The organism is Clostridium akagii DSM 12554 (assembly GCF_000686725.1).
In the GTDB taxonomy this organism is placed as follows: Bacteria; Bacillota; Clostridia; order Clostridiales; family Clostridiaceae; genus Clostridium_I; species Clostridium_I akagii.
Window position 1 is genome coordinate 44,090 of the sequence record NZ_JMLK01000008.1, and the last position, 25,614, is coordinate 69,703.

Below are 25,614 nucleotides of genomic sequence, written 5' to 3' on the forward strand. Positions count from 1 at the left end.
AAATTCATATTAATTTAGAGCTTAATTTCTACTCTGTCAAGTTTTGCAATCATCTTTATATTCTTCACATTTACGGTCTCAGTTTTTACACTACTAGCATTGCTTATCAGTAATAATTTGGCGTTGTCTATCCTCTTTATCTGCCTAATTATATTCTCATTATTATAATTTATAATACATATTGCGTTATTTTCTACCTCATGAATAGTATGTGCAAAGGCTATGTCACCCTTTGAAATTCTGAACCCAAGCATGTCATCATTTTCAATTTCTATAAAAAATACTTTATCTTGAGCAAACCCATCTATTTTATTTGATACCAAAGGAAGTTGCCTAGTTGAAACAACAGATTTTAGGTCCATTTTGTATACAGGTACACTTTTCAAAATAGAACTTAATGCATCATTCCAAACCTGATTAACTTCACCACTTTTAATGGGTTTAGTCCTTATAAAAGGCTGATCCTTCTCTTTTTGATCCTGATCTTTTGAATCTTCCTCGGTGTACATATTTACGTCATCTAGCTCTTTACCAAATATTTTAGAAATTCTACTTATAACTCCGTCGCTAGCAACTTTTCTTCCTAATTCGATTTCATTAATAAAACTCTCTGAAACCCCTAATTTTTTTGCTAAAGCCTTTTGTGTCATTCCATTTTGTTCCCTTAATAATTTAATTTTTTCTCCTACTCTAGTCATTTTACATCATTCCTTAGCCTAAAATATTATTTTTTTCTTTTAGATGCCCATTTTTTTTCTTCCATAAGATGTTCAAGTAAGCCATCAAAGGTCCATTCAATTGAAGTTTGTGTAACTACTGCAAAAATAGTATCGTTGCCAATTTTTTCTTTTAAAGTGACTAATGTTTTCTGTAGCTGTTCATCTTCTAAATTATTAAATAAAATCACCTTTTGGTCAGGTATTGTTTTCCCCAGTGTTGGTATCTCCAATCCTTGGATTATATCTCCTATTTTCATAGTAGCCATTGAATTATCAATAACTTTAAACTTCTCAAAATCATTATTTAATATAATTTCTCCTATTTTAACTATTTCCTCTTGATTAAAACCATATATTAAAATTAATTTATCATTATTAAGACCCATTTTTTCTCAACCCCCAGACACATTAAGTTACAAGTTTTAAGTTACAAACCTTCTTAATTAATGGAAATGCAAAAAATATTCGTATTTCCAAATATTTTTTGCATTCCATTTTATTCATTTTTTCATGTTAGTAAAATCTTGATTAATTCTTAGTTATTTTAAACTGTTTCTGGTTCTCCAATATCTTCACCAAAGGTGTCCACTGTAACTTTTTCTATTACTACTGGTTCTAATGGTTTGTCATTACGATTTGCTTTTACTTCAACTATTTTTTTAGCAATGTCCAAACCTTCAATTAATTTTCCGAAAGCTGCATACTGTCCATCTAAATGTCCTGCATCTGATGTCATTAGAAAAAATTGACTTCCTGCAGAATCGTTATCCATAGACCTTGCCATGGATAAAACTCCCTCAGTATGTTTTATTTCATTTTTGAATCCATTACTATTAAATTCTCCCTTTATTGCATATCCAGGACCGCCTGTTCCATTTCCATCAGGGCATCCTCCCTGTATCATAAATCCAGGTATAACTCTATGAAATGTCAATCCATCATAAAAACCTTTATTTATAAGACTTACAAAATTTTTCACCGTATTCGGTACCTCATCTTTGTATAATTCTGCTTTCATTATATCGCCATTTGCCATTTTAATCGTAACTATAGGTTTCATATTTATCTCCTCCATGTGTTTTTCTATCATTATTATACACTAGAATAATATAAAAAATAAGAAGTGCTTGTATATTTTATACTTACACTTCTTACAATTCATTAAATTTTTTTCTTTTATAGCTCTATATTTAAAAGTTTACTACTTATATCAAGCATCTTATTTCCCTCAAGGGAATTATGTAATTCAACATAACCCATTTTCCCACTGCTATTTAATAGATGAATCAGTGTTAATTTCTTCTTAAGCTGCTTTGCAGTTCCTCTACTACCATCAATTATTGGAACATTTTTAGCTATAATCCCAATTTCTTTTTTAACAAATGGGTAATGTGTACATCCTAAAACTATTGCAGCAATACCATATTCAATATATGGTGATAGTTTTTCTTTTAAGTATGAGCTTATTTTCTCACCTGAAAAAATGCCATTTTCTATTAATTCTACAAGCCCAGGACATGGCATAGGCAATATTTCTGCTACATCTTCGTATTTTTTCATCAGATTATAAAATTTTTTTTCTGAAAGTGTCATAGGTGTAGCCATTATTAATATTTTACCCTTTCTTCCTAATAAAACTGCTGGTTTTAAGGCTGGTTCTATACCAACTATGGGAATTTTATACCTTTTCCTCAGGTCAATGATTGCAGCACTAGTAGCTGTATTACATGCAACTACCAAAGCCTTAATTCCTCTGTCTATTAATTCATCTGTGACACTAAAACTGAGACTTTTAACTTCATTAACATCTTTTGTTCCATAGGGTGCATTTTTAGAATCGCCGTAATAAATAAAATTTTCATTGGGAAGTAATTTTATAGCTTCCTTAAGGACACTTATTCCACCTACTCCAGAGTCAAAAACACCAATGGGTCTATTCTGTATTTCCACTATATCACCTCAAATATCATATATCAAAATAAGATTAACAATTATAATTATAACATTTTAATTATAACCCACATGTTTATCTAAAAAAAGCATATAGTATAAATCCTTAAATAATATACTTTTTTAAATATGCACAGTTTCTTAAATATCTATTTATATTTGATAAAAGCACAATTTAATCAAACTTTAAATAGAAGTCTTGCAATTAATGTTGTATATTATTAATAATTGTATTATAATAAACGAGAATAATATCACAATTAAATCTACATAGCTTAATGATATTAATAATATTAATTATATAAATAAGGTTAATTTAACCTATGCTTTTTATTACGAGAGGAGATATTTAAATGGGAAATTTCATTGAAAATTATGGTACAAATTCATTTACGGATTCAGTTATGAAGGAGCGTCTTCCTAAGGCTACTTACAAATCTTTAAAAAAGACAATTGAAAAAGGTGTTATTCTTGATCTAGAGGTTGCAAATATAATTGCTTCTTCGTTAAAAGATTGGGCTGTGGAGAAAGGTGCTACTCACTTTACTCATTGGTTCCAACCACTAACTGATACCACTGCTGAAAAACATGATGCGTTTGTTTCACCAACTTCAGATGGCAAAGCATTATTAGAGTTTTCAGGTAAGGAATTAACTAAAGGCGAACCAGATGCATCTTCATTCCCTTCTGGTGGTCTTCGTGCAACATGTAGTGCAAGAGGTTATACTGCTTGGGATGTAACATCACCTGCTTTTGTAAGAGATGGTACATTGTATATTCCTACAGCTTTCGTTTCTTATACAGGAGAAGCTCTTGATAAGAAGATACCTCTTCTTCGTTCAATGGAAGTACTTTCTAAAGAAGCTGTACGTGTATTAAAAGTGCTAGGAAATACTACAACTAAAAAAGTTACAACAACAGTTGGACCTGAACAGGAATATTTTTTAATTGATAAAAAAGTCTATGATAAACGTCCTGATCTTGTTTATACTGGAAGAACACTATTTGGTGCAAAACCACCAAAGGGACAAGAATTAGATGATCATTATTTTGGTTCATTAAAAGAAAGAGTTTCCTCTTACATGAAGGAATTAGATTCAGAATTATGGGCACTTGGAATTCCTGCTAAAACAAAACATAATGAAGTTGCTCCTTCACAACATGAACTTGCTCCAATATATGGTACAACAAATGTAGCATCAGATAACAATCAAGTTACTATGGATGTTATGAAAAAAGTTGCTTTAAGACATGGTTTAGTTTGCTTACTTCATGAAAAACCTTTTGCAGGCGTAAATGGATCTGGTAAACACAACAACTGGTCAATGGGTACTGACGATGGAGAAAATCTTCTATCACCAGGTAAAACTCCAAACGAAAACACTCAATTTTTAGTATTTTTAACTGCTGTTATAAAAGCTGTTGATGAATATTCTGATTTGTTAAGAGTATCCGCTGCAAATGCTGGTAATGACCATCGTCTAGGTGCTAATGAAGCTCCTCCTGCAATTGTTTCTATATTCTTAGGAGATCAATTAGAAGATATAATAGAACAACTTGAGAAAGGTACTGCTACTGATTCAAAATTTGCACCTGATTTAAATCTTGGAGTAGCTACACTTCCAGTACTTCATATAGATCCAACTGACAGAAATAGAACATCACCATTTGCATTCACAGGTAATAGATTTGAATTTAGAATGGTTCCTTCATCAGGTAATATTGCTGACTGTAACATTGCATTAAATACAGTAGTTGCTGAGGTTCTTTCTGAAATAGCGGACAGACTTGAGAAAGCTACTGATGTTAAAGCTGAGATCCAAGCTATATTAACTGAAAATGTTAAAGATCATAAAAAAATCATATTCAACGGAAACGGATATTCAGATGAATGGGTAGCAGAAGCTGAAAAAAGAGGTCTTCCAAATATAAAGACTACTGTAGAAGCAGCAAAAGCATTAATATCTGATAAAAATGTAGCCGTATTTGAAAAATTTGGAGTTTTAAGTAAAGCTGAATTACATTCACGTTATGAGGTTACACTTGAAAACTATTCAACAACAATTAGCATAGAAGCTGCTACAACACTTTTAATAGCAAAACGTCAAATTTTACCTGCTGTTATTAAATTTGAAACTAGCCTTGCTGGATCAATTGCTGCTGTAAAAGCCGCTGGAGTTACTACAAGTGTTCAAACTGAATTATTAACTGAAGTAGCAACGCTAGGTGCTTCATTAAAGAATAATATAGGACTTCTTGAAGAATCAGTAGCAAAAGCAGAAAGTTTATCTGGAGATACTTATGCTATAGGTCACTTCTATAAATTTGATGTATTCGAAAAGATGGGAAAAGTAAGAGAAGTTGCTGATGAACTTGAAACTATAGTTGATAGCGAGTTCTGGCCATTACCAACTTATGGTGAACTTTTATTCACAGTTTAATATAATATATACAAAAGGGATTCATACTCTCCCCCGAGTATGAATCCCTTTTTTAAATTTATCAAAAAACCATAGCACTATTTACAATATTAACACCACATTTTGCAACCACTAAATTATGATTTTAGTGTATAATTATTAATAGAAAATGATTTGGAGGGATTCAATAATGAACAGAAAATTAAAAGTAGGTCTCTTAGGTGCTACCGGTCTTGTTGGTCAAAGGTTTGTAACGCTTCTTAAAGATCATCCATATTTTGAAGTTACAGTGGTAGCTGCAAGTAAACGTTCTGCTGGAAAAACTTATTTTAGTACGGTAAATGACAGATGGAAAATGAATATCCCTATGCCCGAATATATTAAAGATTTTGTTGTAAAAAACGTTTATGAAATAGATACAATCTCCAAAGAAGTTGACTTTGTATTTTGTGCTGTAGACATGGATAAAACAGAGATTAAAAAAATAGAAGAAGCTTATGCAAAACATGAAGTTCCTGTTGTATCTAATAATTCAGCTCATAGATTTACAGAAGATGTGCCTATGGTTATTCCAGAAATAAATCCTGAGCATCTTGAAATAATCCCTAAGCAAAGAGAAAGATTAGGTACAAAAAAAGGCTTCATTATAGTTAAACCAAACTGCTCAATTCAGAGTTATGTTCCTGCTATAAGTGCTCTTTTAAAATTCCACCCTACTAAAATTCTTGCCTGTACTTATCAAGCAATATCAGGAAGTGGAAAAACTTTTAAAGAAATGCCTGAGATACTTGATAATGTTATTCCTTTCATTCCTGGGGAGGAAGAGAAAAGCGAGGGTGAACCACTAAAAATTTGGGGTCATATTGAAGGTAATAAAATAGTTTGCACTAAAACTCCAATTATTACTTCGCAATGCATTAGAGTTCCAGTCTCTGATGGCCATCTTGCTGCAGTATTTGTTTCATTTGAGAAAAAACCTTCCAAAGAGGAAATACTCAATTGCTTTAAAACTTTTAAAGGAAAACCTCAACTTCTAGAACTTCCTACAGCACCAAGGCAGTTCATAACTTACTTTGAAGATGAGTTTAGACCTCAACCAAAACTTGACCGTGAAATGGAGAAAGGAATGGGCGTTGAAGTTGGACGTCTAAGAGAAGATTCTCTATTCGATTATAAATTTGTGTGTCTTTCTCACAATACACTTCGAGGCGCAGCAGGTGGTGCTCTACTAACTGCAGAATTGCTTTATAGAGAAGGATACTTGGACTAACCGAGTAGATGGTTCAAAGTAGTAGGAATCTGGTTACTATATTGATAGTGACAAGTGATAATTTGATGAAGATTTTCGGCTGACGCCGAAGAATCAATGAGGGGTAATATGAGTAGATAAATCTACTCATATTACCCCTTTATTTCTAATAATTATATTTTGTTCCTATTTAGGCAACCTATATATTTTCCACTTGCAATAAATATATAGTTTACCCTGCTTTAGCTCTGCGTGAATCTTGCCACCCATTTTTTCCATAAGACTTTTTACTATGGTTAGACCAAGGCCTGTAGAATTGCTATTTGTTCTAGAAATATCTCCATTATAAAACCTATCAAAGATTGAATTCACATCTTCTTCTCTAATATTTAATGCTGCATTGGATGTGTATAGTACTACATCATCGCCATTAGCCTCCAAATTGATGTTAGCCTTGCCTTCTGAATACTTTATCATGTTTACTATTAAGTTTTCTATTACGCGCCTTATAGCCTCATCATTTGCCATAACAGCTACATTTTTATCTGGCATATTTATTTCAGGGACTATACCCTTGCTTGTAAAGTCTTCATAAAATGAAGTTAACATCTCGCAAAGAACATTATTTATGTCTACAATCTCATTTTGGAGTTTATACTCAGGTGACTCTATAACTGAAAGTTCAAAAAAATCATTCAACAATCTATGAAGTGATTTTGATCTGTTAAGTGCAATATCCAAATATCTATCTTGCTCATCTTTAGTTAAATCATTTTTTTTTATCATCTGTATATATCCAATGACTGAGGTGAGTGGAGTCCTTAAATCATGAGAAATATTTGCAATTGATTTCTTTATATCCTCTTCTATATTCTTTTGTCTGGCCTGTGCCTCTATATTCAAATCTATGTTTTTATTTATACTAACAGATAAGCTTTCAATATCTTTGTCAAAAAGACAAACTGATATCTTTTTATGAGAAATATCCTTGTTGTAATCATTTAACTCTCTTGTAATACTTTTTATTTCTCTTTTAAGTAAAAATATAATTGTAAAGTTAGCACAAATTATTAAAATTAACGGAATTAGGATTATTTAATTCACCTTCTTATATTAGGCATCATAAAAATAATAATAATTTCATATTATTATATATTTTCATGCTTCCTTACATTTTTCTCACTTCACATCCTGATTTTTAAATATGAATATTCCAATTATACTTGTAATGATAATCCATATAATAGAAGTTAGCACTATATTATATACTGCTTGTCCATATAATGGCATACTACATATCTTCATCAATAAAAATGAAGGCAAGTAATCCCCGTAATTAATATGATTAGTCATTATTACAATTAAGGGTTCACTAAACAATATAACTATCGCAGCTGCTGTTACTATAGCTTTACTTTTAACGATTATTGAAAAACACATATAAAGTGATGCCATAGCCGTAAATATAAACCAACTTAATAAGATTGATTTAAACATTTGTGAAATTGTATTATAATTAAAAAATCCAGATGCTTTGCCAAAAACAGTCCCAGCTAAAGCTGAACCAAATAACATAAAAAAAGTTATAATTAATATTCCAAAAGATATAATCATTAATTTAGATATATATATTTTTATTCTGCTACTTCCAAGGGATATTGAATTTTTAAATGTTCCATAATTATATTCATTTAAAACAAAACTTGTCACGAAAAATACAACTAATATCTGAAGCACTGGACTAAATCCTTGGGCCGAATTAAAAATACCCAGTACAGTTGGTTTATTTATATCTTTAAATTTATTAATATTAAATCCATAAATATCATTAAGACTAATTATAGTTCCTGCCCCAGCTTTGGTGACCATTAACATTATGCATACTCCCATTAATAATCCAGTTATCACTAATATACTTCTGTATGTTTTATCGCACTTTAACTTATAAAACTCAGCTCTAATTAAGTTATACATTATCTACTTGCACCTCCTATCAAATTCACGAAATAGTCTTCTAAACTATCCCCTGCTGATACAAGCTGCTCGATATTAACACCGTTACTAGTTAATATTTTAGATACTGTTTTTACATCATCTACATAATCGTAGAGTTTTATTGTGTTGTCCTGGAGCACTTTAAAATTTTGTGTGTTAAGCTGATTTTCCAAAATTAAAACTGCTTTATTTGTATCATCCACCTTAATATTTAAACTTATTTTACATTTTTCATCAAGTTCTTTTAATGTAAGTTCCTCCAAAAGTCTTCCCTTATGTATAATTCCAAAACATGTTGCCAGTTGATATAGTTCCCCTAGATTATGGCTTGAAATTAATATAGTCATATTTCTTTCTTTTCTTAACGTCTTTAATAACTCTCTAATTTCTACAATAGCAACTGGATCTAATCCATTTATAGGTTCATCTAGTATTAATAATTCAGGATTACCTAGCAAGGCAATAGCCATTCCTAATTTTTGTTTCATGCCAAGTGAATAATTTTTCACTTTCTTATTTTCATACTCTTCGAGTCCTAGTAGATCTGATACTTCTTCTATACACTCTCTTCCTGGAATTCCTCGTTGTAGCCTGTTAACTTCAAGATTTTCATAATACGTCATATTAGGGTAAAGTGCTGGCTGATCAATTAAAACCCCTATTCTTTTTCTTGCTGCATCTTTCTTGGATTGCTCATGGTTATTGAACAATTGAATTTCTCCACTACTAGGAGCCGCAACACCTGTTATCATTCTTATAGTCGTAGTTTTTCCAGCTCCATTTTTCCCAATAAAGCCGTAGATTTCACCTACTTTAATATTAATACTTAAATTTTCCACAACAAAGGCATTACCAAACTTTTTACTTAAATTTATAGTTTTAATTGCAAACTCATTCATTAATTTTCCCCTTTCTCTTTAACCTATCTTCATTATAATCACTAAATAATAAGCAATTATAAAGAAAACCCTTAAGAAAGTCTTAATTTTCAACTTGTCACTTGTTTTTCAAAGTTTCGCCTATTCTTCTAGCTATAGCCCTATACCCTTCACTATTTGGATGAAAGTTATCTATGGTTAAATACTTTTTCATATTGTACTTAAATAGATCATAGGTTGGTATATATACAGCGTTACTATCATCTGAAACAAGTTTTTGAGTTTCATAATTCCAATCATCTAGTAACTCTAATTTATCTTGGGTTATGTCATCTCCAAATGGATTATACAACCCTATGAACACAATCATACATTTACTATTTTCACTTCGTATTTTTTTTAATACATTCCCTAAATTACTTAGGTAATGATTCTCTACAGTTTTTATCCCTGCCAGTGAAGATATATCATCTGAAGTTGCAAATTGTTTTATTTCATTTCCACCTATGGATATAAATATTAGGTTAGAGCTTTGAATTATAGGCGAAGTCTCTTTATTTCTAACAATTTGACTCAGTCCATCTGACACATCCCCATTAACCGCAATATTATTAACATTAACAGTTTGTTTTGTATCTTTTTTATAACTATCCGCATAATAATCTGCAAAGCCTCTACCGGTTTCATCCCCAGTACCGTTTGCAATAGAATCACCCATGGATAAAATATTATATACATTATTTTTAGGTTTTCCCGTGGGTTTTATAGTTTCTTTCGTTGTTTTATCTTTCACAGCAGTTTTATCCATTGGTCTTGTGGTTATATAGATGGAAGTTATTATCCCAATGATAGCTGTTATTATAACTATAATCCCAACTATTGTTATGATTCTAAGCATTAATTTTTTTATCATTTAGCTCCCCCCTTTATACCAGTACATCTTGTTTATAAAATACCAATATCCCTGCTATTACTGCTACCACTGCCCATACAGATAACACAATCATAGAAAATGTAAGGTTCATACCATCTACAACTTTAAATGATCCTGTAAGATACTGAGGCAATCTAAGGTTTACTGAGAAAAAATATTTTGCAAATGGCCAATCATCTATAAATAACTGCAAAATACTTCCCCCTATTAGTGCTGCCATCATTATGCTTATAGAGGCAGCTGTATTTTTTACAAAAATTGATATAGAAAAAGATATACTAGCAATAACAATTGCTATGAAAAATCCTAAGGAATAAATCAGTAATAAATATTGCCATTGATATATCTCCATTATGTTCGAGGCATCAATTTTACCACCAGAAACTTTAAATCCTGTAGCAAGTGGCTCCATAAAACCCCAGTTATGAAATGTTATTTTGGAAACGATCAATGATATCACCGCAGTTTCAACCACTACTACTGCTGATATTATAATAATTGATAAGAATTTGCTCATAAGTATCTTCCACCTTGGAACAGCCCTTGTTAGTAGCACTTTAATTGTTCTTCCTGAAAATTCTCCTGAAACACTATCTCCTGCAAATATTATAATGAGTAGTGGTAATAACATGGTAGCCGACTCCTGCATTAAGGTCCCTGTAAATTTTGCAGCAGAAGTTCCCAGTGGATTTATATTATTTTTTAAATAATAGTTGTATTGATCAATTTGTATTTCTATGCTTTTTCTATCTGAATCCTTAAGGTTTTTGAAGTTAAGTTTATTATTAAGAGTCTGAATTTGCTGCTTTATAATTGGATTCCAATTATAATTTGCGCTTTGACTTTTGGTAAAATTCGCTTGAGTTTTCTTATTTGTGTTGTTTTCCCCATAAGCAAATGCTATTATCTCTACTAATAGTATTGCTAAAACTAATAGTAATTTTTTTTTCAGCATTATTTTTTTTATTTCATTTGAAATAAGCTTTATCAATTCTATCATCCCCTAATCATTAATTATGTTTTAGTTCTCTGTAATATTTAGGAACAGATCCTCTAAAGTCTTATGTCTATTATCTACAAATTTCAATTTTAATCCTTCCCTTATGAATGAAGCATTTATTTCACTTATAATAGATTTATCCATTGATGCAACAAGTTTATCCCCATCTATTTTTGAATTTATTCCCCAAGATTCATTTAATATGTCCATAGCTTTTTTGTTATCATCTAATATCCAAAATACCTCTTGGCTATTTAAAAGTTCTTTTACCACTGCATTTTTTAAAATGGCGCCATTTTTTATTATAGAAACATTGTCACAAATCAATTCAATTTCTGACATAAGATGACTTGAAATTAGAACAGCCATATTTTCTTCTTTGGCAAATCTATTTATTAGATTTCTGAATTCATTTATTCCAGATGGGTCTAGCCCATTGGTTGGTTCATCTAAAATAAGAAGCCTTGGCTTATTCATAATGGCTTGTGCAACTCCCATTCTTTGTTTCATTCCCAAGGAATATGTACCAACTTTTTCTTTCAAATGTTTTTCCATTCCTACAATAGTAGCAGCGCTTATGATATCTTGTTTTGATATATTTTTATTCATCACTGCAAGCATCTCTAAGTTGTCCCAGCCCGTCATGTAATTATATAAATCAGGCCCTTCTATTATGCAGCCCACATTACTCATAGCTTTAACATAGTTCTTAACAATTGAATTACCACATATCTTTATCTGGCCTTCAGTAGGCTTTGAAAGTCCTACAATCATTCTAAGTGTGGTAGATTTACCTGATCCATTGGGTCCAAGAAATCCCAAAACCTCTCCTGCTTTAATTGAAAAGCTTATACCCTTTATAATTTCCCTGCCATTTATTGTTTTATGAACATTATCCAGTAATAATACTTCTTCCATATTAACCCCTCTTTTTCTATTTATCTTAACTTTCTAAATTTTATATCCAATTCCCCAAACTGTCTGGATATAATCATTTGTGGCTCCTGCTTTATTGAGCTTGCTTCTTAAATTACTAATATGAACATTAATTGTGTTGTCATCACATAAATATTCTGATTTCCAAACACTTTCAAAAACATTTGCCTTAGAGAAAACTTTCCTTGGATAAGTAATTAAAAGACTTAATATTTCAAATTCTATTGAAGTGAGCGGTGCTTTTACTTCATTTACAAAAACTTCTCTATTATCTTTATTTAAAGAAATCTCCTTGTATTTAAATATACCATTGAATATTGAGGCACTAGAAAATTCTTTATATCTTCTAATGCTTGAATCAATCCTAGCACAAACCTCATCTACATCAAAAGGTTTTGATATAAAATCATCTGCTCCCATTTTTAAAGTGTTAATCCTAACATCTTTTCCTTCTTTGGCAGATATTATTATTACGGGCATCTGTTTATGTTTTCTTATTTTTACTAGTAAATCTTCTCCTTTAATTCCTGGTAGCATCAAATCAAGAATAACCATGTCCCATTCATTATTTTCTAAATATATAAGTGCTTCTGTACCAGAATAGGCTGCTTTAGTAATATATTTGTTTTTATGCAACATATCACCTAAGAGTCTATTAATATTTTCATCATCTTCAACTATTAATATTTTAATATTATCTAACATTTATATTACTCCTCTATAAGCCACTTTTTCTATATTAATACATATATAATTATCCCATAGTTATAAGCAAATAAAAAGTTTTTATTGATTTTTTATTACTTTTTTTGTATAATTACTATTTGTAAGTTTAGTATATTTAAACTTGTAGTTTACATATACTATTATCAAAATGAAAATTAATTAGCAGGTGAAAATATGGAAATTGGAGAAAAAATAAAAAGCCTTAGAATAGAAAAACAACTGACTCAAGAAGAGCTAGCTAACAGATGCGAACTGTCCAAGGGATTTATATCTCAAGTAGAACGGGACTTAACTTCCCCCTCAATTGCCACTCTTATTGATTTACTTGATGTTCTAGGAACTAATCTTACTGAATTTTTTAGTGAGAATCATCAAGAAAAAGTAGTTTTCACAAAAGAGGATACTAATGAAACCTCCGACGATAACCTTAAATACAATTTGATATGGCTTGTTTCCAATTCGCAAAAGGATTCCATGGAACCAATTATACTTACTTTAGAAGAAAATGGTGCTTATACCGAAGATGAACCCCATGAAGGTGAAGAATTCGGGTATGTTTTGAAAGGAACTATAGAGCTTAGACTTGGCAATAAGAAGTATAAAGTTAAAACTGGTGAAAGCTTTTATTTTAAACCTAAGGTTAACCATCAAATATCCAATGCAGGAAAAAAACTTGCGAAAATTATTTGGATAAGCAATCCTCCATCCTTCTAACTTTTAATTTTAATAAGAGAGGTGTGACTTTACAATTATGGAAAAAGATATATTGATAGAACTTAACAACATAACAAAAAAATATGATGATAATACTGTACTAGAAAGTCTTAACTTACAAGTTAGGAGGAATGAATTTATCACATTACTTGGTCCAAGCGGTTGTGGAAAAACAACAACTCTTAACATCATTGCAGGCTTCGAGACTGTGGATACCGGCAGCATTATTTTTGAGGATAAAGTGATAAACGAAGTACCTCCATATAAAAGACAGATAAATACGGTATTCCAAAAATATGCATTGTTTGCTCACATGAATATATATGAAAATGTTGCCTTTGGTCTTAGAATCAAAAAACTTCCTGAAAAGGAAATTAAAAAAAAGGTTCAAGGCATGCTGAAGATGGTGGAACTTGATGGCTTTGAAAAAAGGTCTACAGATTCTTTAAGTGGAGGTCAACAACAAAGAGTGGCCATTGCTAGAGCTCTTGTTAATGAACCAAAACTACTGCTTTTGGATGAACCGCTTGGTGCTTTAGATTCAAAACTTAGAAAAGAAATGCAAATTGAGCTTAAAAATATTCAGAAGCAACTTGGAATCACCTTTGTATTCGTTACCCATGATCAAGAAGAGGCACTAACTATGTCAGATACAATTGTGGTGATGAACAAAGGCAAAATTCAACAAATTGGTACTCCTGAGGATATATATAACGAGCCTAAAAATCGTTTTGTTGCAAATTTTATTGGTGAAAGTAACATTATTGATGGTGTTATGGAGGAAGATTTTAAAGTCCATTTTCAGGAAAAGGCATTTGAATGTTTAGACAAAGGTTTTAATAAAGACGAAAAAGTTGAAGTTGTTATAAGACCTGAAGATATTAAAATTACTGAAAGCAATCATGGTATGCTTTCAGGGAAAATTACTTCAGTTGTATTTAGAGGTGTACACTATGAAATGAAAGTCCAAATTGCTAACACTGAATGGGTGATTCATAACACATTGCATGCGCAGGTTGGTGAAAATATAGGAATAAATATATTCCCTAATGATATTCATATTATGAGAAAGGCTAGTGAATAACTATGAAAAAGAAAGGAACAATAGCCCATTATCCTTACATAGTATGGAGCATACTTTTCATAGTAGTTCCCATTTTTCTTGTATTATACTTTAGTGTTATTGATAGTAATGGAAACCTTACTGCTTCTAACTACACAAAACTATTTAATTCTCTGTATATGCTGGTTTTCTTAAATTCTATAAAACTTGCTTTAATTTCAACAGCTATATGCCTAATTTTAGGATATCCTGTTGCCTATATAATTTCAAAGTCAATAAGCAAAACCCGGAATATATTAATGCTATTTCTAGTTATTCCAATGTGGATGAACTTTCTGCTTAGAACCTATGCGTGGATGTCCATTCTTGGCAAGAACGGAATTATAAATACTATAATCACTACACTTGGTTTCCCTGCAGTGGATATAATGTACACTGATGCAGCAGTCATTCTTGGAATGATATATAATTTTCTTCCGTTTATGATTATACCAATATACACAGTTTTAATTAAAATTGATAAAGATGTTATAAAAGCAGCTGGAGATTTAGGCGCAAATAAACTTACTGTGTTTAAACGAATTATACTACCCTTAAGTATTCCTGGAGTCATGTCAGGTATAACTATGGTTTTCATGCCAGCAGTTTCAACCTTTGTAATATCTCAGCTTCTTGGTGGTGGTCAATTTATGCTTATAGGTAACCTTATAGAATCTGAGTTCACCACAGTTGGCGATTGGTATTTTGGTTCTGCACTTTCAATTTTAATGATGATAATAATACTTCTTTCCATGGCTGTGCTTACGAGGTTTGATAAAGATGATGTAAAAGGTGGTGGACGGCTGTGGTAGGTAAACATCTAAAAAGGCTATATCTTGCTCTAACATATATATTTTTGTATGCTCCTATAATGTTTTTGATAATATTTTCTTTTAACTCAGAGAAATTTTCTTCTAAGTGGGGATATTTTTCTTTAAAGTGGTACAGTACGTTATTAAGTGATGATCGAATACTAACTGCACTGTACTATACTGTACTTGTAGCCATAGTTTCTTCAATAATCTCCACTATATTCGGAACAATCACTGCCATTGGAATTGATAAAATGAAAAAAGGAATAGGTAAAAAAACAATATTAAGTGTTAATAACCTTCCTGTTCTAAATCCTGATATAGTTACAGCTGTTTCCTTAATGACATTGTTTATATTTTTTAAAGTTCCTTTTGGACTAATTACTCTTATTATTGCACATGTAGCTTTTTCTGTGCCCTATGTGATTCTATCAGTACTTCCAAAATTAAAACAGCTACCTACTGACATAGTTAAAGCTTCCCTTGATTTGGGTGCCACTCCAAGCTATACAATGAGAAAAGTAATACTACCTCAAATTAAGCCTGGAATAATGGCTGGCTTTTTATTTGCCTTCACAATGTCTATTGATGATTTTGTAATAAGTTTTTTTAATACAGGTTCCAATGTAACAAACCTTTCCATTGAGATATACTCTATGGCTAGGCGTGGTATAAGTCCTGAAATTAATGCACTATCAACTTTGATGTTCATAACTATTTTAATTTTATTGTTCCTTGCTAATGGCAAAGATCTATTTAAAAAGGAGAGAAAAAATGAAAATTACTAAAAAATTTATAATTCTTGCAATGATAACTGCTATTTCAGCTTCTGCCTTTACTGGTTGCTATGCTCCAGGAAAGTCCAGTAGTGGTTCATCCGAATCATCAAGTACACTTAACGTGTTCAACTGGGGTGAATATATAGATACTAGCATAATAAAAGATTTTACTAAACAAACTGGAATTAAAGTAAATTATTCTACATTTGCAACAAATGAAGAGATGTATGAAAAGGTAAAATCCGGTACAAATAAATATGATTTAGTTTGTCCTTCTGATTACATGGTGGACAGAATGATTAAGGAGAATCTTGTACAAACTTTAGATTTTTCAAAGCTTCCAAATTATAAAAATATAGATGATAAATATAAAAATTTAAGTTATGATCCTAAAGATAAATATTCAGTTCCATATATGTGGGGCACCATAGGGATAATCTATGATAAAACTCAAATTAAAGATAAAATAGACAGTTGGAATGCACTATGGGATACAAAATATAAAAACAAAATATTCATGTCAGATGATATGAGAAATTCATTAGGTATATCCTTAAAAAGATTAGGTTATTCTATGAATTCCACAAACAGCGACGAACTAAAAAAAGCTACAGATGCATTGATTACCCAGCGACAAACTATAAATCCTGTATATGTTGGTGATGAAGTTAAAGATGCTCTAAGAAATGGTGAAAAACCAATGGCAGTAATTTACTCTGGTGATGCTGCTGTACTTATGAATGAAAAACCCGGTAAATATGAATATGTAATACCAAAAGAAGGAACTAACAAATGGTTTGACAGTTGGGTAATCCCTAAAAGCTCACAAAATAAAGATGCTGCTGAAAAATTCATTAACTTTTTGCTAGATGCAAAGGTTAATAAAAAGAACGTTGATTTTATTGGATATAGCACCCCGAACAAGGCTACATTTAACACTTTAAGTGACAAAGAAAAAAACAATAAGGCTTCCTATCCTGATGAATCATCCCTTAGCAATTCTGATGTATTCACTGACCTTGGCGATACCACAAGAAAAGCTTATAGTGATGCTTGGGTTACGGTTACAGCAAAGTAAAAATATTTAAATTACATGGAAGCTAGATTATTTTACAAATTCAAGAAACATTTATAGATATATATTAAATAGCTATAGGCTATATGGATGTGAGAAAATATTGTATTTACAAGATTTAATAAAAATATTAACAGCATGTGTTTTAGGTGGATTAATCGGACAGCAAAGGCAACGAAGAGGTATGTCCATTGGACTAAGGACCCACATAGTTGTTTGTGTTGGTGCTGCATTAGTTCAGATTATTTCCATAGACTATAACTTAATAAATAAATCAAATATTGATGTTATGAGATTAGGTGCTCAAGTAATTTCCGGCATAGGCTTTTTAGGCATGGCCAGTATAATCAAAGATGGTAGGAATATTGTTGGGCTTACCACTGCTGCAAGTATGTGGTTTATTGCGTGCATTGGTCTTGCTGTTGGAAGTGGTTTATACATTCCGGCAATAATGGCTACTGTTATTATTTATTTTATCCTTCAAGATGTATTTCATATTGATAGAAAAATTAGAAATAACAATTTCTGTGAATTTCAGTTAACTTTGGATGGCAGTCAAGATAGTACAAATAAAGTTGACCTTCTTACCTCTACTATTACAGACAAAAATATACGAATTATAACCACGGATATCAATGTTGAAGATAAAAAAAATATCATTATAATTATGACCACGGAACTTCCTTCAAACAAATCAAATAAAGATGTACTTCAATATTTACTTCAACTTGAATTTATTAAAAAGGTCACCATATCCTGATATTTGTTAAATGTGTACTGTTATACCTATTGAAAAAAGCCAATTGATAAAAAATTTTTCAACAAATAACGCCACAACAAAATGCAAAATTTTGTTGTGGCATTATTTTCATATTTGCAATCTAGTAACTACTTCTCCACCTTCGATATGTTTATCAAAGATTTCTTCTATGTCGTCACTTGTTAAATTACCATACCAAACCCCTTGAGGATACACTACCATTATTGGACCTTTATCACAAATTCCAAAACATCCAGTATTATTTACCATAACTTCTCCAGATAAATCTCTTTCCTCAATTTCTTGCATTACTGAACCTACAATATCTACAGATCCCTTTGAATAACAAAGGCCTTGTTGTTTTCCATTAACTCTGCAGCTTGTACAAATGAAAAGATGATACTTAGGATTAATCATTGAATCAGCCTCCCGAATTGATAAATATATATCAACTTTACCATTAAATTTATATAATATCAACACTTTTATTGATGTTATATCATTAAATGGTGGTTTTAACTGATATTTATACATTTTGTATCACTAACCTAGATTACCTGGACCCAACATTTTGCTTATAAAAATTACGTATAATCATCATAGAATCAGATAAAATCTTTATGGGTGATATCTATATTATGACCCGAACTTACTTTTATATTAAAATTACCACTTGCGCCTGCTCCAACGATTCTAATAATATATTTTCCATCTTTAGGTGTAGTAAAATTTATATTTCCCTTTTGATTTTATCAATCCTCCATTCTATCATTCCATAACTCACCAAAATATTGATTGTGTTCTAGAAGTCCTTTAAAACTTCCCTCACCAACAATTTTACCATGTTTAAATGCATATATTTTATCTGCATTCTTTATTGTACTCAGTCTATGTGCAATAGTTATAATGGTTTTATTCTTTAAAAATGACATCAAATTTTTCATTACACTTTCTTCCGTAACATTATCCATAGCTGAAGTAGCTTCATCCAATATAACAATTTGTGTTTTTTGAAAAAACACCCTGGCTAATGCTAATCTTTGACGTTCTCCACCTGAAAGCTTTATTCCTCTTTCTCCAACTTCTGTATCAAGTCCTTTGGGGAGATTATAATAAAATTCTGTTAGTTCAACCTGCTTTAGCACCTCAATAATTTTCTGGTCTGGAATACTCTTGTCAAAAATCATATTTTCTCTCAGTGTTCCGTCAAAAACAGGGGATTCCTGTGATGTATATGAAATATAATTATAAAAATTATTTAAGTTAAGCTTTGACAAATCATTTTCACCAATACAGATTTTGCCCGAATCTGGCTTAAGTAGACCTATGATTTGCTTAACAATGGTTGATTTTCCTGAGCCACTTTCTCCTACAAATGCCACCGAACTCCCCGAAGTAATATCAAAAGATAAATCATTAAATATGTTCTTTTCATCATAGGAAAAACATACATTTTTAAAATTTATATTGCCCTCTATAAATATAATTATACTTATTATCTCCATTTTATACAATATAATTAGCATGAAATTATATGCAATCATCGCTTGAGAGTTCATCGATTATTTTTTGTTTATAAGTATTAATCCAAGGATGCAAAGCACTATTCCAAATATTTTATTTAAACCAAATCCTTCTTTAAAAAACAATATACCTATTGGAATAAGCATTACTGCAAGGATAATATTGGCTACCAAAGAACCTAGGCTTATGTTCCATCCTGCCCTATATGCCATTATGTATCCAAGCTCAAGACCAACAATACTAAAACCAAGTGCTACACTTGCCCAGTTTAAATCCTGAAATGATTTTACAAGTCCATTATCGGTTTTATAAAATTTAAGTGCAATCATAGTTATAATTGCTGCAGTCAAATATGTTATGAGCAATGATGAAAAAGGGTTAGCCTTAGCCGGAATTGATTTGGAACATATATTATACATTATGTTGGACACTACAATAATTATAATAGAAAACATGTACATAGACATACACTAACCTCACTTATCATATAAATTTTAATCTCACAAAAAAATAGATAAGCCCAAGAATATCATATAGATGACTTCTCGGGCTTATCCTTCCGTTTATATATTATAAATTATATCCGAAACTATGGATAATTTCAATATTTATCATAGTATTACTATTTATACTCAATGTCCAAATCATTGAAAATTATTTTACCGTTGTATATTGACAAACGCCCTAACTGAATTTATAATGAACAGTGTTCATATAAGTTTTATAATCAATTTTAGGAAGTGTTGTAATTGTCACGAATAATTGAAAATCCAGAGCAACTTATATTAAACGGTGCAAAAGAAATTTTATATAATGAAGGTCTAGAAAAGTTTTCCATGAGAACTTTATCTAAGAAATGTAATATTGCACTTGGCACCATATATAATTATTATTCAACTAAAGAAGACCTAATTGTTGAACTGATGACTGACTATTGGAAAAATAACTTATATGTACTTAAAAATATCATAAATTCAGATGATGTATTGTATACTAAATTAAATGACATATTTAATAAGTTAAGCATTTTTGTTAAAACTTTTAAAGATATATGGCTTAAACCTGAACTTTACAAAAATCCGAATTGCGTCAAAGATAGTCTAATACAGGAAAATATTTATATGGAGAAATTAGTAAAAATCATTGAAACCATTTTACTAAAAGAAGCAGAAAATAATAAAATTACTCTTAAGCTAAATTCCTATGAAACAGCAAAGTTTGTATTAATGAATTATATTACTATGATTCAGATGCCAATGTTTAAATATTCATCTTTTGAAATGTTTTTAAAGGAATTACTTTAATGCTCACTTACACTTTTTAAATATTACTTTTGTGAATAATAAATAAAAATTTTAGTTTCATATGAACATCGTTCATACAATATGTGATTACAAAAATATTATACAATGGGAGGTTATTATTATGTTAATTTATGCAATTTCATCTATTACATCAGCACTAATATTTTACACCATCGGCGTATGGAGTGAAAAATTTCAGGGTAAATTAAAAAAGTGGCATCTGGTTATGTTTTACCTAGGACTTGTATTTGATACCATAGGGACAACCCTTATGAGTAAAATCGCTATTGGTGGTTTTCATTTTAATTTTCATGGTATAACAGGATTACTTGCAATTGGTCTAATGCTTTTACATGCACTTTGGGCAACCCTGGTTTTATTTGAAAATAATGATGATGCTAAAACAAATTTTCACAAATTCAGTATTATTGTGTGGATTATTTGGTTAATACCTTTTATTTCAGGAGCAATTTTTGGTGCTTCCCACTAAAAATAAGAAATACAAATAGTTTAACTAAACAAGTAAAGAGACAAGCATCTTGACTGTTGCCTTGTCTCTTTACTTATATATAAAATGTGGATAATTCGAAAATATGAAGGATTGGCACTCTTATACTAAGGCTTTATTATTTAGAATTGTTTCAATCCAATTAAAAATACGTTCACCTGCAATTAATTTAGCACCAACCTGGCAATGTTCTTCAGCGCCATCTTCTTTAGTAAAAAGCATAAAATCTTTTTTGCATTTTAGTTCATCATAAACCATCTTAGCTTGTCCCTTAAAGAATCCTTCATTTTCAGAATCAATTACAAGTGTAGGACACTTAATTTTTTCTGCTACTCCTTTAAGGTAAAAATTTTCTGTCTTTAAAACCAAGGCAGCAGGAGTCTTTTCGCCAAATACGTACATTCCATGTGTCATTGCCCACCTAATTTCTGAACTTTTTTTCATTTCTTCATACAAAAGATTATTACATTCTTCCGGTTTACAGCGTAAATTTTCATAAAAATCAGCTCTAGAAAAATTAGCAGGTCTTCTAAATCCCATAAAATCATATACGCCACCATTAGCAATGCAAGCGGCTATACGATGTTCAAATGCGGCTGCCCTAGGTGCAAGATATCCTCCAAGACTTTCGCCCATCAATACAATGCAGTTAGAATCTATTTCTTTTCTTGAAAGAAGATAGTTTATAACGGGAGTTACAACTTTTTCATAGTCATGTCTGAAGAATAAATGCTGCTTGCGTACTGTTTCTCCCTGTCCAGGACCTTCAAACGTAAAAAAGTTCATACCATGTTCCAGCGCCGACATTGCTAATCCATAAAATTCTTCTTTAGTCCCATCGTACCCATTCACAAGGACCAAAACTGGCCTTGGATTATTTCCATTTTCAACGTGGTAAAAGTGACCTGGCAGTGTTGTATTTTCATAGGATATTTTAACGGCTTCAATAACTGGTTTATTGAGTTTCATAACATATGAAAAACACTCAATACCTGCATTATATAATTCATCTATTCTAGGATCATTTGGATTTTCATGGAGGTAAAATTCAGCTGCCCTATAGTAATTAGAAGCTCTAAGATAAGCATGTTTTGCGCTAACAAAATGTTCCTTTGCATAGTATTCATCAGCAAATCCATGAATTTTTTTTGCTAAATTAGTCCATTCTCTGCACCAACCTTCGAAATCACCTTCTCCTATTTTTTTTGCAGTTGAAATAACTTCTCCTATATCAGAAGCTCCAGAAGTCGCTCCTCCAAGAAGTCTTAAAACCTGAAACGAAAATTGGTTGTCTTTAAAAATTACTTTCATAACTGATCTTCTCCTTTCAAAAAACACATAATACAGGATCAAACATAAATTTAGTAGCTACTAAAATATATTCGGCAGATTCTTTAGGATATAATCATGTCATTGATTAAATGTATAATATCACTATTAATACCATTTTTCAACATAGAAAAAGCATTACCACGACTTATTTTATTGTGATAATGCTTTTTTTATTATTTTTGAGTTCAAATTAAACATTTACCATATCACTATCTATATATTCAGTAACTAAATCAGTAAATAGGATACCGTCCAAATGATCTATTTCATGGCAAAAACATTTTGCTAAATCTCCTGCAGCTGTTAATTCAATTGCCTGCCCATTTTCATTTAATGCCGCTATTGTTACTTTAGATGGTCTTATTAATTTTCCAAATGTATTAGGAATACTCAAACACCCCTCTATAACTTCTTGATTTCCTTCTTGACTAATTATCTTTGGATTAACTAATTTTATAAGTCCTTGACCCATATCTATTACTACTAGTCGCTTTAAAATACCAACTTGTGGTGCTGCTAATCCTCCACCATTTCCTGTATTGTACATAGTTTCTGCCATGTCATCTAGTAGTTGTCTTACTTTATTATCTACCACTTCAACTACTCGGCTCTTTTTTCTGAGTAGTTCATCATCACTAAGTCTAATCTGTCTTAATGCCATTTAAACAACACCTCTACTTTGCTGTGCCCTTGATTTTCTTTCACTCTCTTCAAAAATAAAGACCTCTTCTATAGAACTATGAAATATTTTAGAAATATCATAGGCTAGCCATATGGATGGTTCACATTTTTCCATTTCGATAGCATTAATTGCTTGTCTTGATACCCCTAATAGTTCTCCCAATTGTTCTTGTGTTAATCCAAGGGACTCACGAAATTTTTTCAACTTATTTTTCATTATTAATCACCTCTGTAATGTTAACCTTACATTATTAATATATCATCATTGTATTTTTATGTCAAGTTAACCTTACATCCCATATTTTATTTACCATAAGCATAATTAATATAACTATGGTGACTTTAAACTCATAATTGATTTACATAGAGATTCATCAAGTAAAGATAATTCTTTTACTACTAATAGAAATCTTGCTACTACAATAAATGTACAGTCTCTAGGAAAAATTATGTTTGTTATGGTTAAAACTAATCCACATTTTGATAAAAATATGCTTATAAAGGTTGGTACATTAGATGAAGCGAAAGGAACATCGCATTATATCGCAAGAGCAATTGCGGAATATTTAAAGGTTAAATAGCTCTGAATTTCATCTAATTAAATAATGAAATCTATATTATAATTTTGGAGTTATGGCAAATGATGTGATAAACTATAGATAGTAAATCTAATTACATAACTATGGATTTTAGAAAAGCAAAAATATATTAGACCATTTACCTAAATAGTATAGAAATATGTGAGAAGCTAAAGCGAATAAATTTGCTTGAAGTTGCCACTTTGATTTTCAAAGTGACGACTTTATTTATTTCTATGGTGACATGCCAAAGAGTTGCAGTCATTAGTATTTTAGAACTGGCAAAGGAGTTTGTACTATGAATAAAAACATGACAAAAGGTAACATATTTAAAGTACTTTTATTATTTTCAATTCCACTTATACTCAGTGGAATACTTCAACAACTGTATAATTGGGTTGATGCAGTGATTGTAGGTAATTTGGTTGGACAATCATCTCTTGCAGCCATCGGTGTCACATCTACCGTATCTAATCTTTTTATATGCATAATATCAGGATTGACTATAGGCGTAACCATACTTATATCCCAAAAATACGGTGCTAAAAACTATAAAGATATAACCAAAGTAGCCGGTAGTTTTGTAGTTTTTTTAGTATTGCTTTCTATTTTTTTCTCATTTTTAGGAATAGTATTTACTAAAAAAATTCTTCTTTTGATGAATACTCCCACAGATATAATAAACCTTGCAAAATCTTATCTGTCAATAATTTTTGTAGGTGTGCCCTTTCTTACCATATACAATGTTTATGGAGCAATGCTTAGAGGTATAGGTGACAGTAGAACCCCACTTTATGCAATTATAGTATCAACCATAACTAATGGAATACTTGCTTTGATTTTTGTTGGTGTATTCCATATGGGTGTTTCAGGGGCTGCAATTGCAACTGTTTTGGCACAAGCTGTTTCAGGAATATATTTGATTATTTACGTTTATAAAAAATATTCTGTTTTACGGTTTAAATTTAAAAAAGATATTATTAGCTTACAAATACTTAAACAAGGTCTTACGTTAGGTTTTCCTATTGCAATTCAGTCTAGCATAATGGCAATAGGCAGTTTACTACTACAAAATGTCATGAACTCCTTTGGTACACAAACCGTTGCAGCTGTTACTACTGCATATAGAATAGATACTATAGGAATTCTTCCTGTTATAAATGTAGCTTCTGCCATATCAACTTTTGTTGCCCAAAATAAGGGAGCAGGCAACATGGAAAGAGCCAAACTAGGCCTAAAAAAAGGCATTGAAATAATTCTTCCTATGTCTATTATTACTACACTTGCAGTGGTTTTTGGAGCTCCAACCTTTATGCGTCTCTTTGGTGTATCAAAGGAAGTTATAGTAATGGGTCAACAATTTTTATTTTGCTGCTCAATATTCTATCCTATATTTGGCATTCAAAATGCTTATGTTGGATTTTTACAAGGAAATGGAGATGTTATTGTGCCTGCTATAAGCAATATTGTTTCTTTAATGTTAAGAATATTTTTGTCCTATTCCTTGGCAAATTTGATTGGCTTCAGAATTATTGCTTACAGTGAAATGGCATCTTGGGTCTTAGGTACAATCATTTGCTTTATAAGATATAAAAGCAATAGGTGGGAAAAGTTACTATAAAACAATGAATAAAAGTT

At 30.9% G+C, this 25,614-nt stretch carries 28 protein-coding genes and 1 pseudogene; 12 read left to right on the forward strand and 17 right to left on the reverse strand.

The window, feature by feature from the left end:
* Nucleotides 1-14: 14 nt before the first annotated feature.
* The 4 genes from BR66_RS0104245 to murI form a co-directional block, all read right to left on the reverse strand.
* A complete protein-coding gene (locus BR66_RS0104245; protein WP_026881795.1) occupies nt 15-698 on the reverse strand; it encodes a helix-turn-helix domain-containing protein in 684 nt (227 codons plus the stop codon).
* 26 nt (nt 699-724) lie between these two features.
* Nucleotides 725-1,105, reverse strand: a complete 381-nt coding sequence (locus tag BR66_RS0104250) for a DUF3783 domain-containing protein (RefSeq protein ID WP_026881796.1) — start codon at nt 1,103-1,105, stop codon at nt 725-727.
* A 158-nt stretch (nt 1,106-1,263) separates the two neighbouring features.
* Entirely contained in the window at nt 1,264-1,779 is a 516-nt protein-coding gene (locus BR66_RS0104255) for a peptidylprolyl isomerase (protein ID WP_026881797.1), read from the reverse strand.
* 116 nt (nt 1,780-1,895) lie between these two features.
* On the reverse strand, nt 1,896-2,669 hold the full coding sequence (murI, locus tag BR66_RS0104260; protein ID WP_026881798.1) for a glutamate racemase: 774 nt from the start codon (nt 2,667-2,669) through the stop codon (nt 1,896-1,898).
* Between the two features lie 353 nt (nt 2,670-3,022).
* Here murI and BR66_RS0104265 point away from each other — a divergent pair, with 353 nt between their 5' ends.
* Entirely contained in the window at nt 3,023-5,110 is a 2,088-nt protein-coding gene (locus tag BR66_RS0104265; RefSeq protein WP_026881799.1) for a glutamine synthetase III family protein, read from the forward strand.
* A gap of 169 nt (nt 5,111-5,279) precedes the next feature.
* Complete coding sequence (asd, locus tag BR66_RS0104270) at nt 5,280-6,359, forward strand: aspartate-semialdehyde dehydrogenase (RefSeq protein WP_026881800.1); 1,080 nt, start codon at nt 5,280-5,282, stop codon at nt 6,357-6,359.
* A 165-nt stretch (nt 6,360-6,524) separates the two neighbouring features.
* Here asd and BR66_RS0104275 read toward each other — a convergent pair whose 3' ends face one another.
* From BR66_RS0104275 to BR66_RS0104305, 7 genes are all read right to left on the reverse strand, one after another.
* A complete protein-coding gene (locus BR66_RS0104275; RefSeq protein WP_278246798.1) occupies nt 6,525-7,241 on the reverse strand; it encodes a sensor histidine kinase in 717 nt (238 codons plus the stop codon).
* A gap of 276 nt (nt 7,242-7,517) precedes the next feature.
* The gene (locus BR66_RS0104280; protein WP_026881802.1) at nt 7,518-8,312 is read right to left on the reverse strand and encodes an ABC transporter permease; all 795 of its coding nucleotides are present in this window, start codon (nt 8,310-8,312) and stop codon (nt 7,518-7,520) included.
* Nucleotides 8,312-9,232, reverse strand: coding sequence for an ABC transporter ATP-binding protein (locus tag BR66_RS0104285; RefSeq protein ID WP_026881803.1), 921 nt, complete (start codon nt 9,230-9,232; stop codon nt 8,312-8,314). The genes BR66_RS0104280 and BR66_RS0104285 overlap by 1 nt, the downstream gene beginning before the upstream one ends.
* Before the next feature lie 97 nt (nt 9,233-9,329).
* A complete protein-coding gene (locus BR66_RS0104290) occupies nt 9,330-10,124 on the reverse strand; it encodes an SGNH/GDSL hydrolase family protein (RefSeq protein ID WP_026881804.1) in 795 nt (264 codons plus the stop codon).
* A 13-nt stretch (nt 10,125-10,137) separates the two neighbouring features.
* Nucleotides 10,138-11,145: an ABC transporter permease subunit gene (locus tag BR66_RS0104295; protein WP_341350060.1), complete on the reverse strand. Its 1,008-nt coding sequence runs from the start codon at nt 11,143-11,145 to the stop codon at nt 10,138-10,140.
* A gap of 21 nt (nt 11,146-11,166) precedes the next feature.
* Entirely contained in the window at nt 11,167-12,063 is an 897-nt protein-coding gene (locus BR66_RS0104300; protein ID WP_026881806.1) for an ABC transporter ATP-binding protein, read from the reverse strand.
* 33 nt (nt 12,064-12,096) lie between these two features.
* The gene (locus BR66_RS0104305; protein ID WP_026881807.1) at nt 12,097-12,786 is read right to left on the reverse strand and encodes a response regulator transcription factor; all 690 of its coding nucleotides are present in this window, start codon (nt 12,784-12,786) and stop codon (nt 12,097-12,099) included.
* Between the two features lie 195 nt (nt 12,787-12,981).
* Here BR66_RS0104305 and BR66_RS0104310 point away from each other — a divergent pair, with 195 nt between their 5' ends.
* The 6 genes from BR66_RS0104310 (at nt 12,982) to BR66_RS0104335 (ending at nt 18,049) form a co-directional block, all read left to right on the forward strand.
* Nucleotides 12,982-13,521 (forward strand): cupin domain-containing protein, encoded by a 540-nt coding sequence (locus BR66_RS0104310; protein ID WP_026881808.1) that lies wholly within the window; start codon nt 12,982-12,984, stop codon nt 13,519-13,521.
* A 37-nt stretch (nt 13,522-13,558) separates the two neighbouring features.
* Nucleotides 13,559-14,605 (forward strand): spermidine/putrescine ABC transporter ATP-binding protein, encoded by a 1,047-nt coding sequence (gene potA, locus BR66_RS0104315; RefSeq protein WP_026881809.1) that lies wholly within the window; start codon nt 13,559-13,561, stop codon nt 14,603-14,605.
* 2 nt (nt 14,606-14,607) lie between these two features.
* Nucleotides 14,608-15,435, forward strand: coding sequence for an ABC transporter permease (locus BR66_RS0104320; RefSeq protein ID WP_026881810.1), 828 nt, complete (start codon nt 14,608-14,610; stop codon nt 15,433-15,435).
* Nucleotides 15,429-16,223 (forward strand): ABC transporter permease, encoded by a 795-nt coding sequence (locus BR66_RS0104325; protein ID WP_026881811.1) that lies wholly within the window; start codon nt 15,429-15,431, stop codon nt 16,221-16,223. The genes BR66_RS0104320 and BR66_RS0104325 overlap by 7 nt, the downstream gene beginning before the upstream one ends.
* Complete coding sequence (locus BR66_RS0104330; protein WP_026881812.1) at nt 16,210-17,292, forward strand: ABC transporter substrate-binding protein; 1,083 nt, start codon at nt 16,210-16,212, stop codon at nt 17,290-17,292. The genes BR66_RS0104325 and BR66_RS0104330 overlap by 14 nt, the downstream gene beginning before the upstream one ends.
* 100 nt (nt 17,293-17,392) lie before the next feature.
* Nucleotides 17,393-18,049 carry an MgtC/SapB family protein gene (locus tag BR66_RS0104335; RefSeq protein ID WP_242841109.1) on the forward strand — a complete coding sequence of 219 codons (657 nt, stop codon included), beginning with the start codon at nt 17,393-17,395 and terminating at the stop codon, nt 18,047-18,049.
* A 108-nt stretch (nt 18,050-18,157) separates the two neighbouring features.
* On the opposite strand, the gene BR66_RS0104340 is transcribed toward BR66_RS0104335, so the two are convergent.
* The 3 genes from BR66_RS0104340 to BR66_RS0104350 all read right to left on the reverse strand — a co-directional run bounded on the left by BR66_RS0104340 (nt 18,158) and on the right by BR66_RS0104350 (nt 20,040).
* Entirely contained in the window at nt 18,158-18,466 is a 309-nt protein-coding gene (locus BR66_RS0104340) for a 2Fe-2S ferredoxin (protein WP_026881814.1), read from the reverse strand.
* Nucleotides 18,467-18,801: 335 nt separating this feature from the next.
* Nucleotides 18,802-19,554 (reverse strand): ABC transporter ATP-binding protein, encoded by a 753-nt coding sequence (locus tag BR66_RS23100; protein ID WP_207641230.1) that lies wholly within the window; start codon nt 19,552-19,554, stop codon nt 18,802-18,804.
* A 57-nt stretch (nt 19,555-19,611) separates the two neighbouring features.
* Complete coding sequence (locus BR66_RS0104350) at nt 19,612-20,040, reverse strand: EamA family transporter (protein ID WP_026881815.1); 429 nt, start codon at nt 20,038-20,040, stop codon at nt 19,612-19,614.
* A 282-nt stretch (nt 20,041-20,322) separates the two neighbouring features.
* On the opposite strand from BR66_RS0104350, the gene BR66_RS0104355 reads away from it, so the two are divergent.
* Entirely contained in the window at nt 20,323-20,877 is a 555-nt protein-coding gene (locus tag BR66_RS0104355) for a TetR/AcrR family transcriptional regulator (RefSeq protein ID WP_026881816.1), read from the forward strand.
* A 121-nt stretch (nt 20,878-20,998) separates the two neighbouring features.
* Nucleotides 20,999-21,367 carry an HsmA family protein gene (locus BR66_RS0104360; protein WP_026881817.1) on the forward strand — a complete coding sequence of 123 codons (369 nt, stop codon included), beginning with the start codon at nt 20,999-21,001 and terminating at the stop codon, nt 21,365-21,367.
* Between the two features lie 120 nt (nt 21,368-21,487).
* Here BR66_RS0104360 and BR66_RS0104365 read toward each other — a convergent pair whose 3' ends face one another.
* The 3 genes from BR66_RS0104365 to BR66_RS0104375 form a co-directional block, all read right to left on the reverse strand.
* Nucleotides 21,488-22,696: an alpha/beta hydrolase family protein gene (locus BR66_RS0104365; RefSeq protein ID WP_026881818.1), complete on the reverse strand. Its 1,209-nt coding sequence runs from the start codon at nt 22,694-22,696 to the stop codon at nt 21,488-21,490.
* Nucleotides 22,697-22,907: 211 nt separating this feature from the next.
* Complete coding sequence (gene def / locus BR66_RS0104370; RefSeq protein ID WP_026881819.1) at nt 22,908-23,378, reverse strand: peptide deformylase; 471 nt, start codon at nt 23,376-23,378, stop codon at nt 22,908-22,910.
* Complete coding sequence (locus BR66_RS0104375; protein ID WP_026881820.1) at nt 23,379-23,615, reverse strand: helix-turn-helix transcriptional regulator; 237 nt, start codon at nt 23,613-23,615, stop codon at nt 23,379-23,381. It lies immediately after the preceding gene.
* A 124-nt stretch (nt 23,616-23,739) separates the two neighbouring features.
* On the opposite strand from BR66_RS0104375, the pseudogene BR66_RS25080 reads away from it, so the two are divergent.
* Nucleotides 23,740-23,979: pseudogene (locus BR66_RS25080) on the forward strand (stage II sporulation protein P); the annotation flags it as partial.
* A 295-nt stretch (nt 23,980-24,274) separates the two neighbouring features.
* On the forward strand, nt 24,275-25,597 hold the full coding sequence (locus BR66_RS23105; RefSeq protein WP_084156334.1) for an MATE family efflux transporter: 1,323 nt from the start codon (nt 24,275-24,277) through the stop codon (nt 25,595-25,597).
* Nucleotides 25,598-25,614 lie beyond the last annotated feature (17 nt).

Bases quoted from the DNA above. Each gene is read 5' to 3' on its own strand.
- BR66_RS0104280 (WP_026881802.1), bottom strand. From the start codon at position 8,312: ATGTATAACTTAATTAGAGCTGAGTTTTATAAGTTAAAGTGCGATAAA.
- BR66_RS0104375 (WP_026881820.1), bottom strand. From the start codon at position 23,615: ATGAAAAATAAGTTGAAAAAATTTCGTGAGTCCCTTGGATTAACACAA.
- BR66_RS0104290 (WP_026881804.1), bottom strand. From the start codon at position 10,124: ATGATAAAAAAATTAATGCTTAGAATCATAACAATAGTTGGGATTATA.
- BR66_RS0104285 (WP_026881803.1), bottom strand. From the start codon at position 9,232: ATGAATGAGTTTGCAATTAAAACTATAAATTTAAGTAAAAAGTTTGGT.
- BR66_RS0104365 (WP_026881818.1), bottom strand. From the start codon at position 22,696: ATGAAAGTAATTTTTAAAGACAACCAATTTTCGTTTCAGGTTTTAAGA.
- asd (WP_026881800.1), top strand. From the start codon at position 5,280: ATGAACAGAAAATTAAAAGTAGGTCTCTTAGGTGCTACCGGTCTTGTT.
- BR66_RS0104310 (WP_026881808.1), top strand. From the start codon at position 12,982: ATGGAAATTGGAGAAAAAATAAAAAGCCTTAGAATAGAAAAACAACTG.
- BR66_RS0104360 (WP_026881817.1), top strand. From the start codon at position 20,999: ATGTTAATTTATGCAATTTCATCTATTACATCAGCACTAATATTTTAC.
- BR66_RS0104265 (WP_026881799.1), top strand. From the start codon at position 3,023: ATGGGAAATTTCATTGAAAATTATGGTACAAATTCATTTACGGATTCA.
- BR66_RS23105 (WP_084156334.1), top strand. From the start codon at position 24,275: ATGAATAAAAACATGACAAAAGGTAACATATTTAAAGTACTTTTATTA.
- potA (WP_026881809.1), top strand. From the start codon at position 13,559: ATGGAAAAAGATATATTGATAGAACTTAACAACATAACAAAAAAATAT.
- BR66_RS0104250 (WP_026881796.1), bottom strand. From the start codon at position 1,105: ATGGGTCTTAATAATGATAAATTAATTTTAATATATGGTTTTAATCAA.
- BR66_RS0104245 (WP_026881795.1), bottom strand. From the start codon at position 698: ATGACTAGAGTAGGAGAAAAAATTAAATTATTAAGGGAACAAAATGGA.
- def (WP_026881819.1), bottom strand. From the start codon at position 23,378: ATGGCATTAAGACAGATTAGACTTAGTGATGATGAACTACTCAGAAAA.
- BR66_RS0104340 (WP_026881814.1), bottom strand. From the start codon at position 18,466: ATGATTAATCCTAAGTATCATCTTTTCATTTGTACAAGCTGCAGAGTT.
- BR66_RS0104350 (WP_026881815.1), bottom strand. From the start codon at position 20,040: ATGTCTATGTACATGTTTTCTATTATAATTATTGTAGTGTCCAACATA.
- BR66_RS0104305 (WP_026881807.1), bottom strand. From the start codon at position 12,786: ATGTTAGATAATATTAAAATATTAATAGTTGAAGATGATGAAAATATT.
- BR66_RS0104330 (WP_026881812.1), top strand. From the start codon at position 16,210: ATGAAAATTACTAAAAAATTTATAATTCTTGCAATGATAACTGCTATT.
- BR66_RS0104320 (WP_026881810.1), top strand. From the start codon at position 14,608: ATGAAAAAGAAAGGAACAATAGCCCATTATCCTTACATAGTATGGAGC.
- BR66_RS0104255 (WP_026881797.1), bottom strand. From the start codon at position 1,779: ATGAAACCTATAGTTACGATTAAAATGGCAAATGGCGATATAATGAAA.
- BR66_RS0104300 (WP_026881806.1), bottom strand. From the start codon at position 12,063: ATGGAAGAAGTATTATTACTGGATAATGTTCATAAAACAATAAATGGC.
- BR66_RS23100 (WP_207641230.1), bottom strand. From the start codon at position 19,554: ATGGAGATAATAAGTATAATTATATTTATAGAGGGCAATATAAATTTT.
- BR66_RS0104295 (WP_341350060.1), bottom strand. From the start codon at position 11,145: ATGATAGAATTGATAAAGCTTATTTCAAATGAAATAAAAAAAATAATG.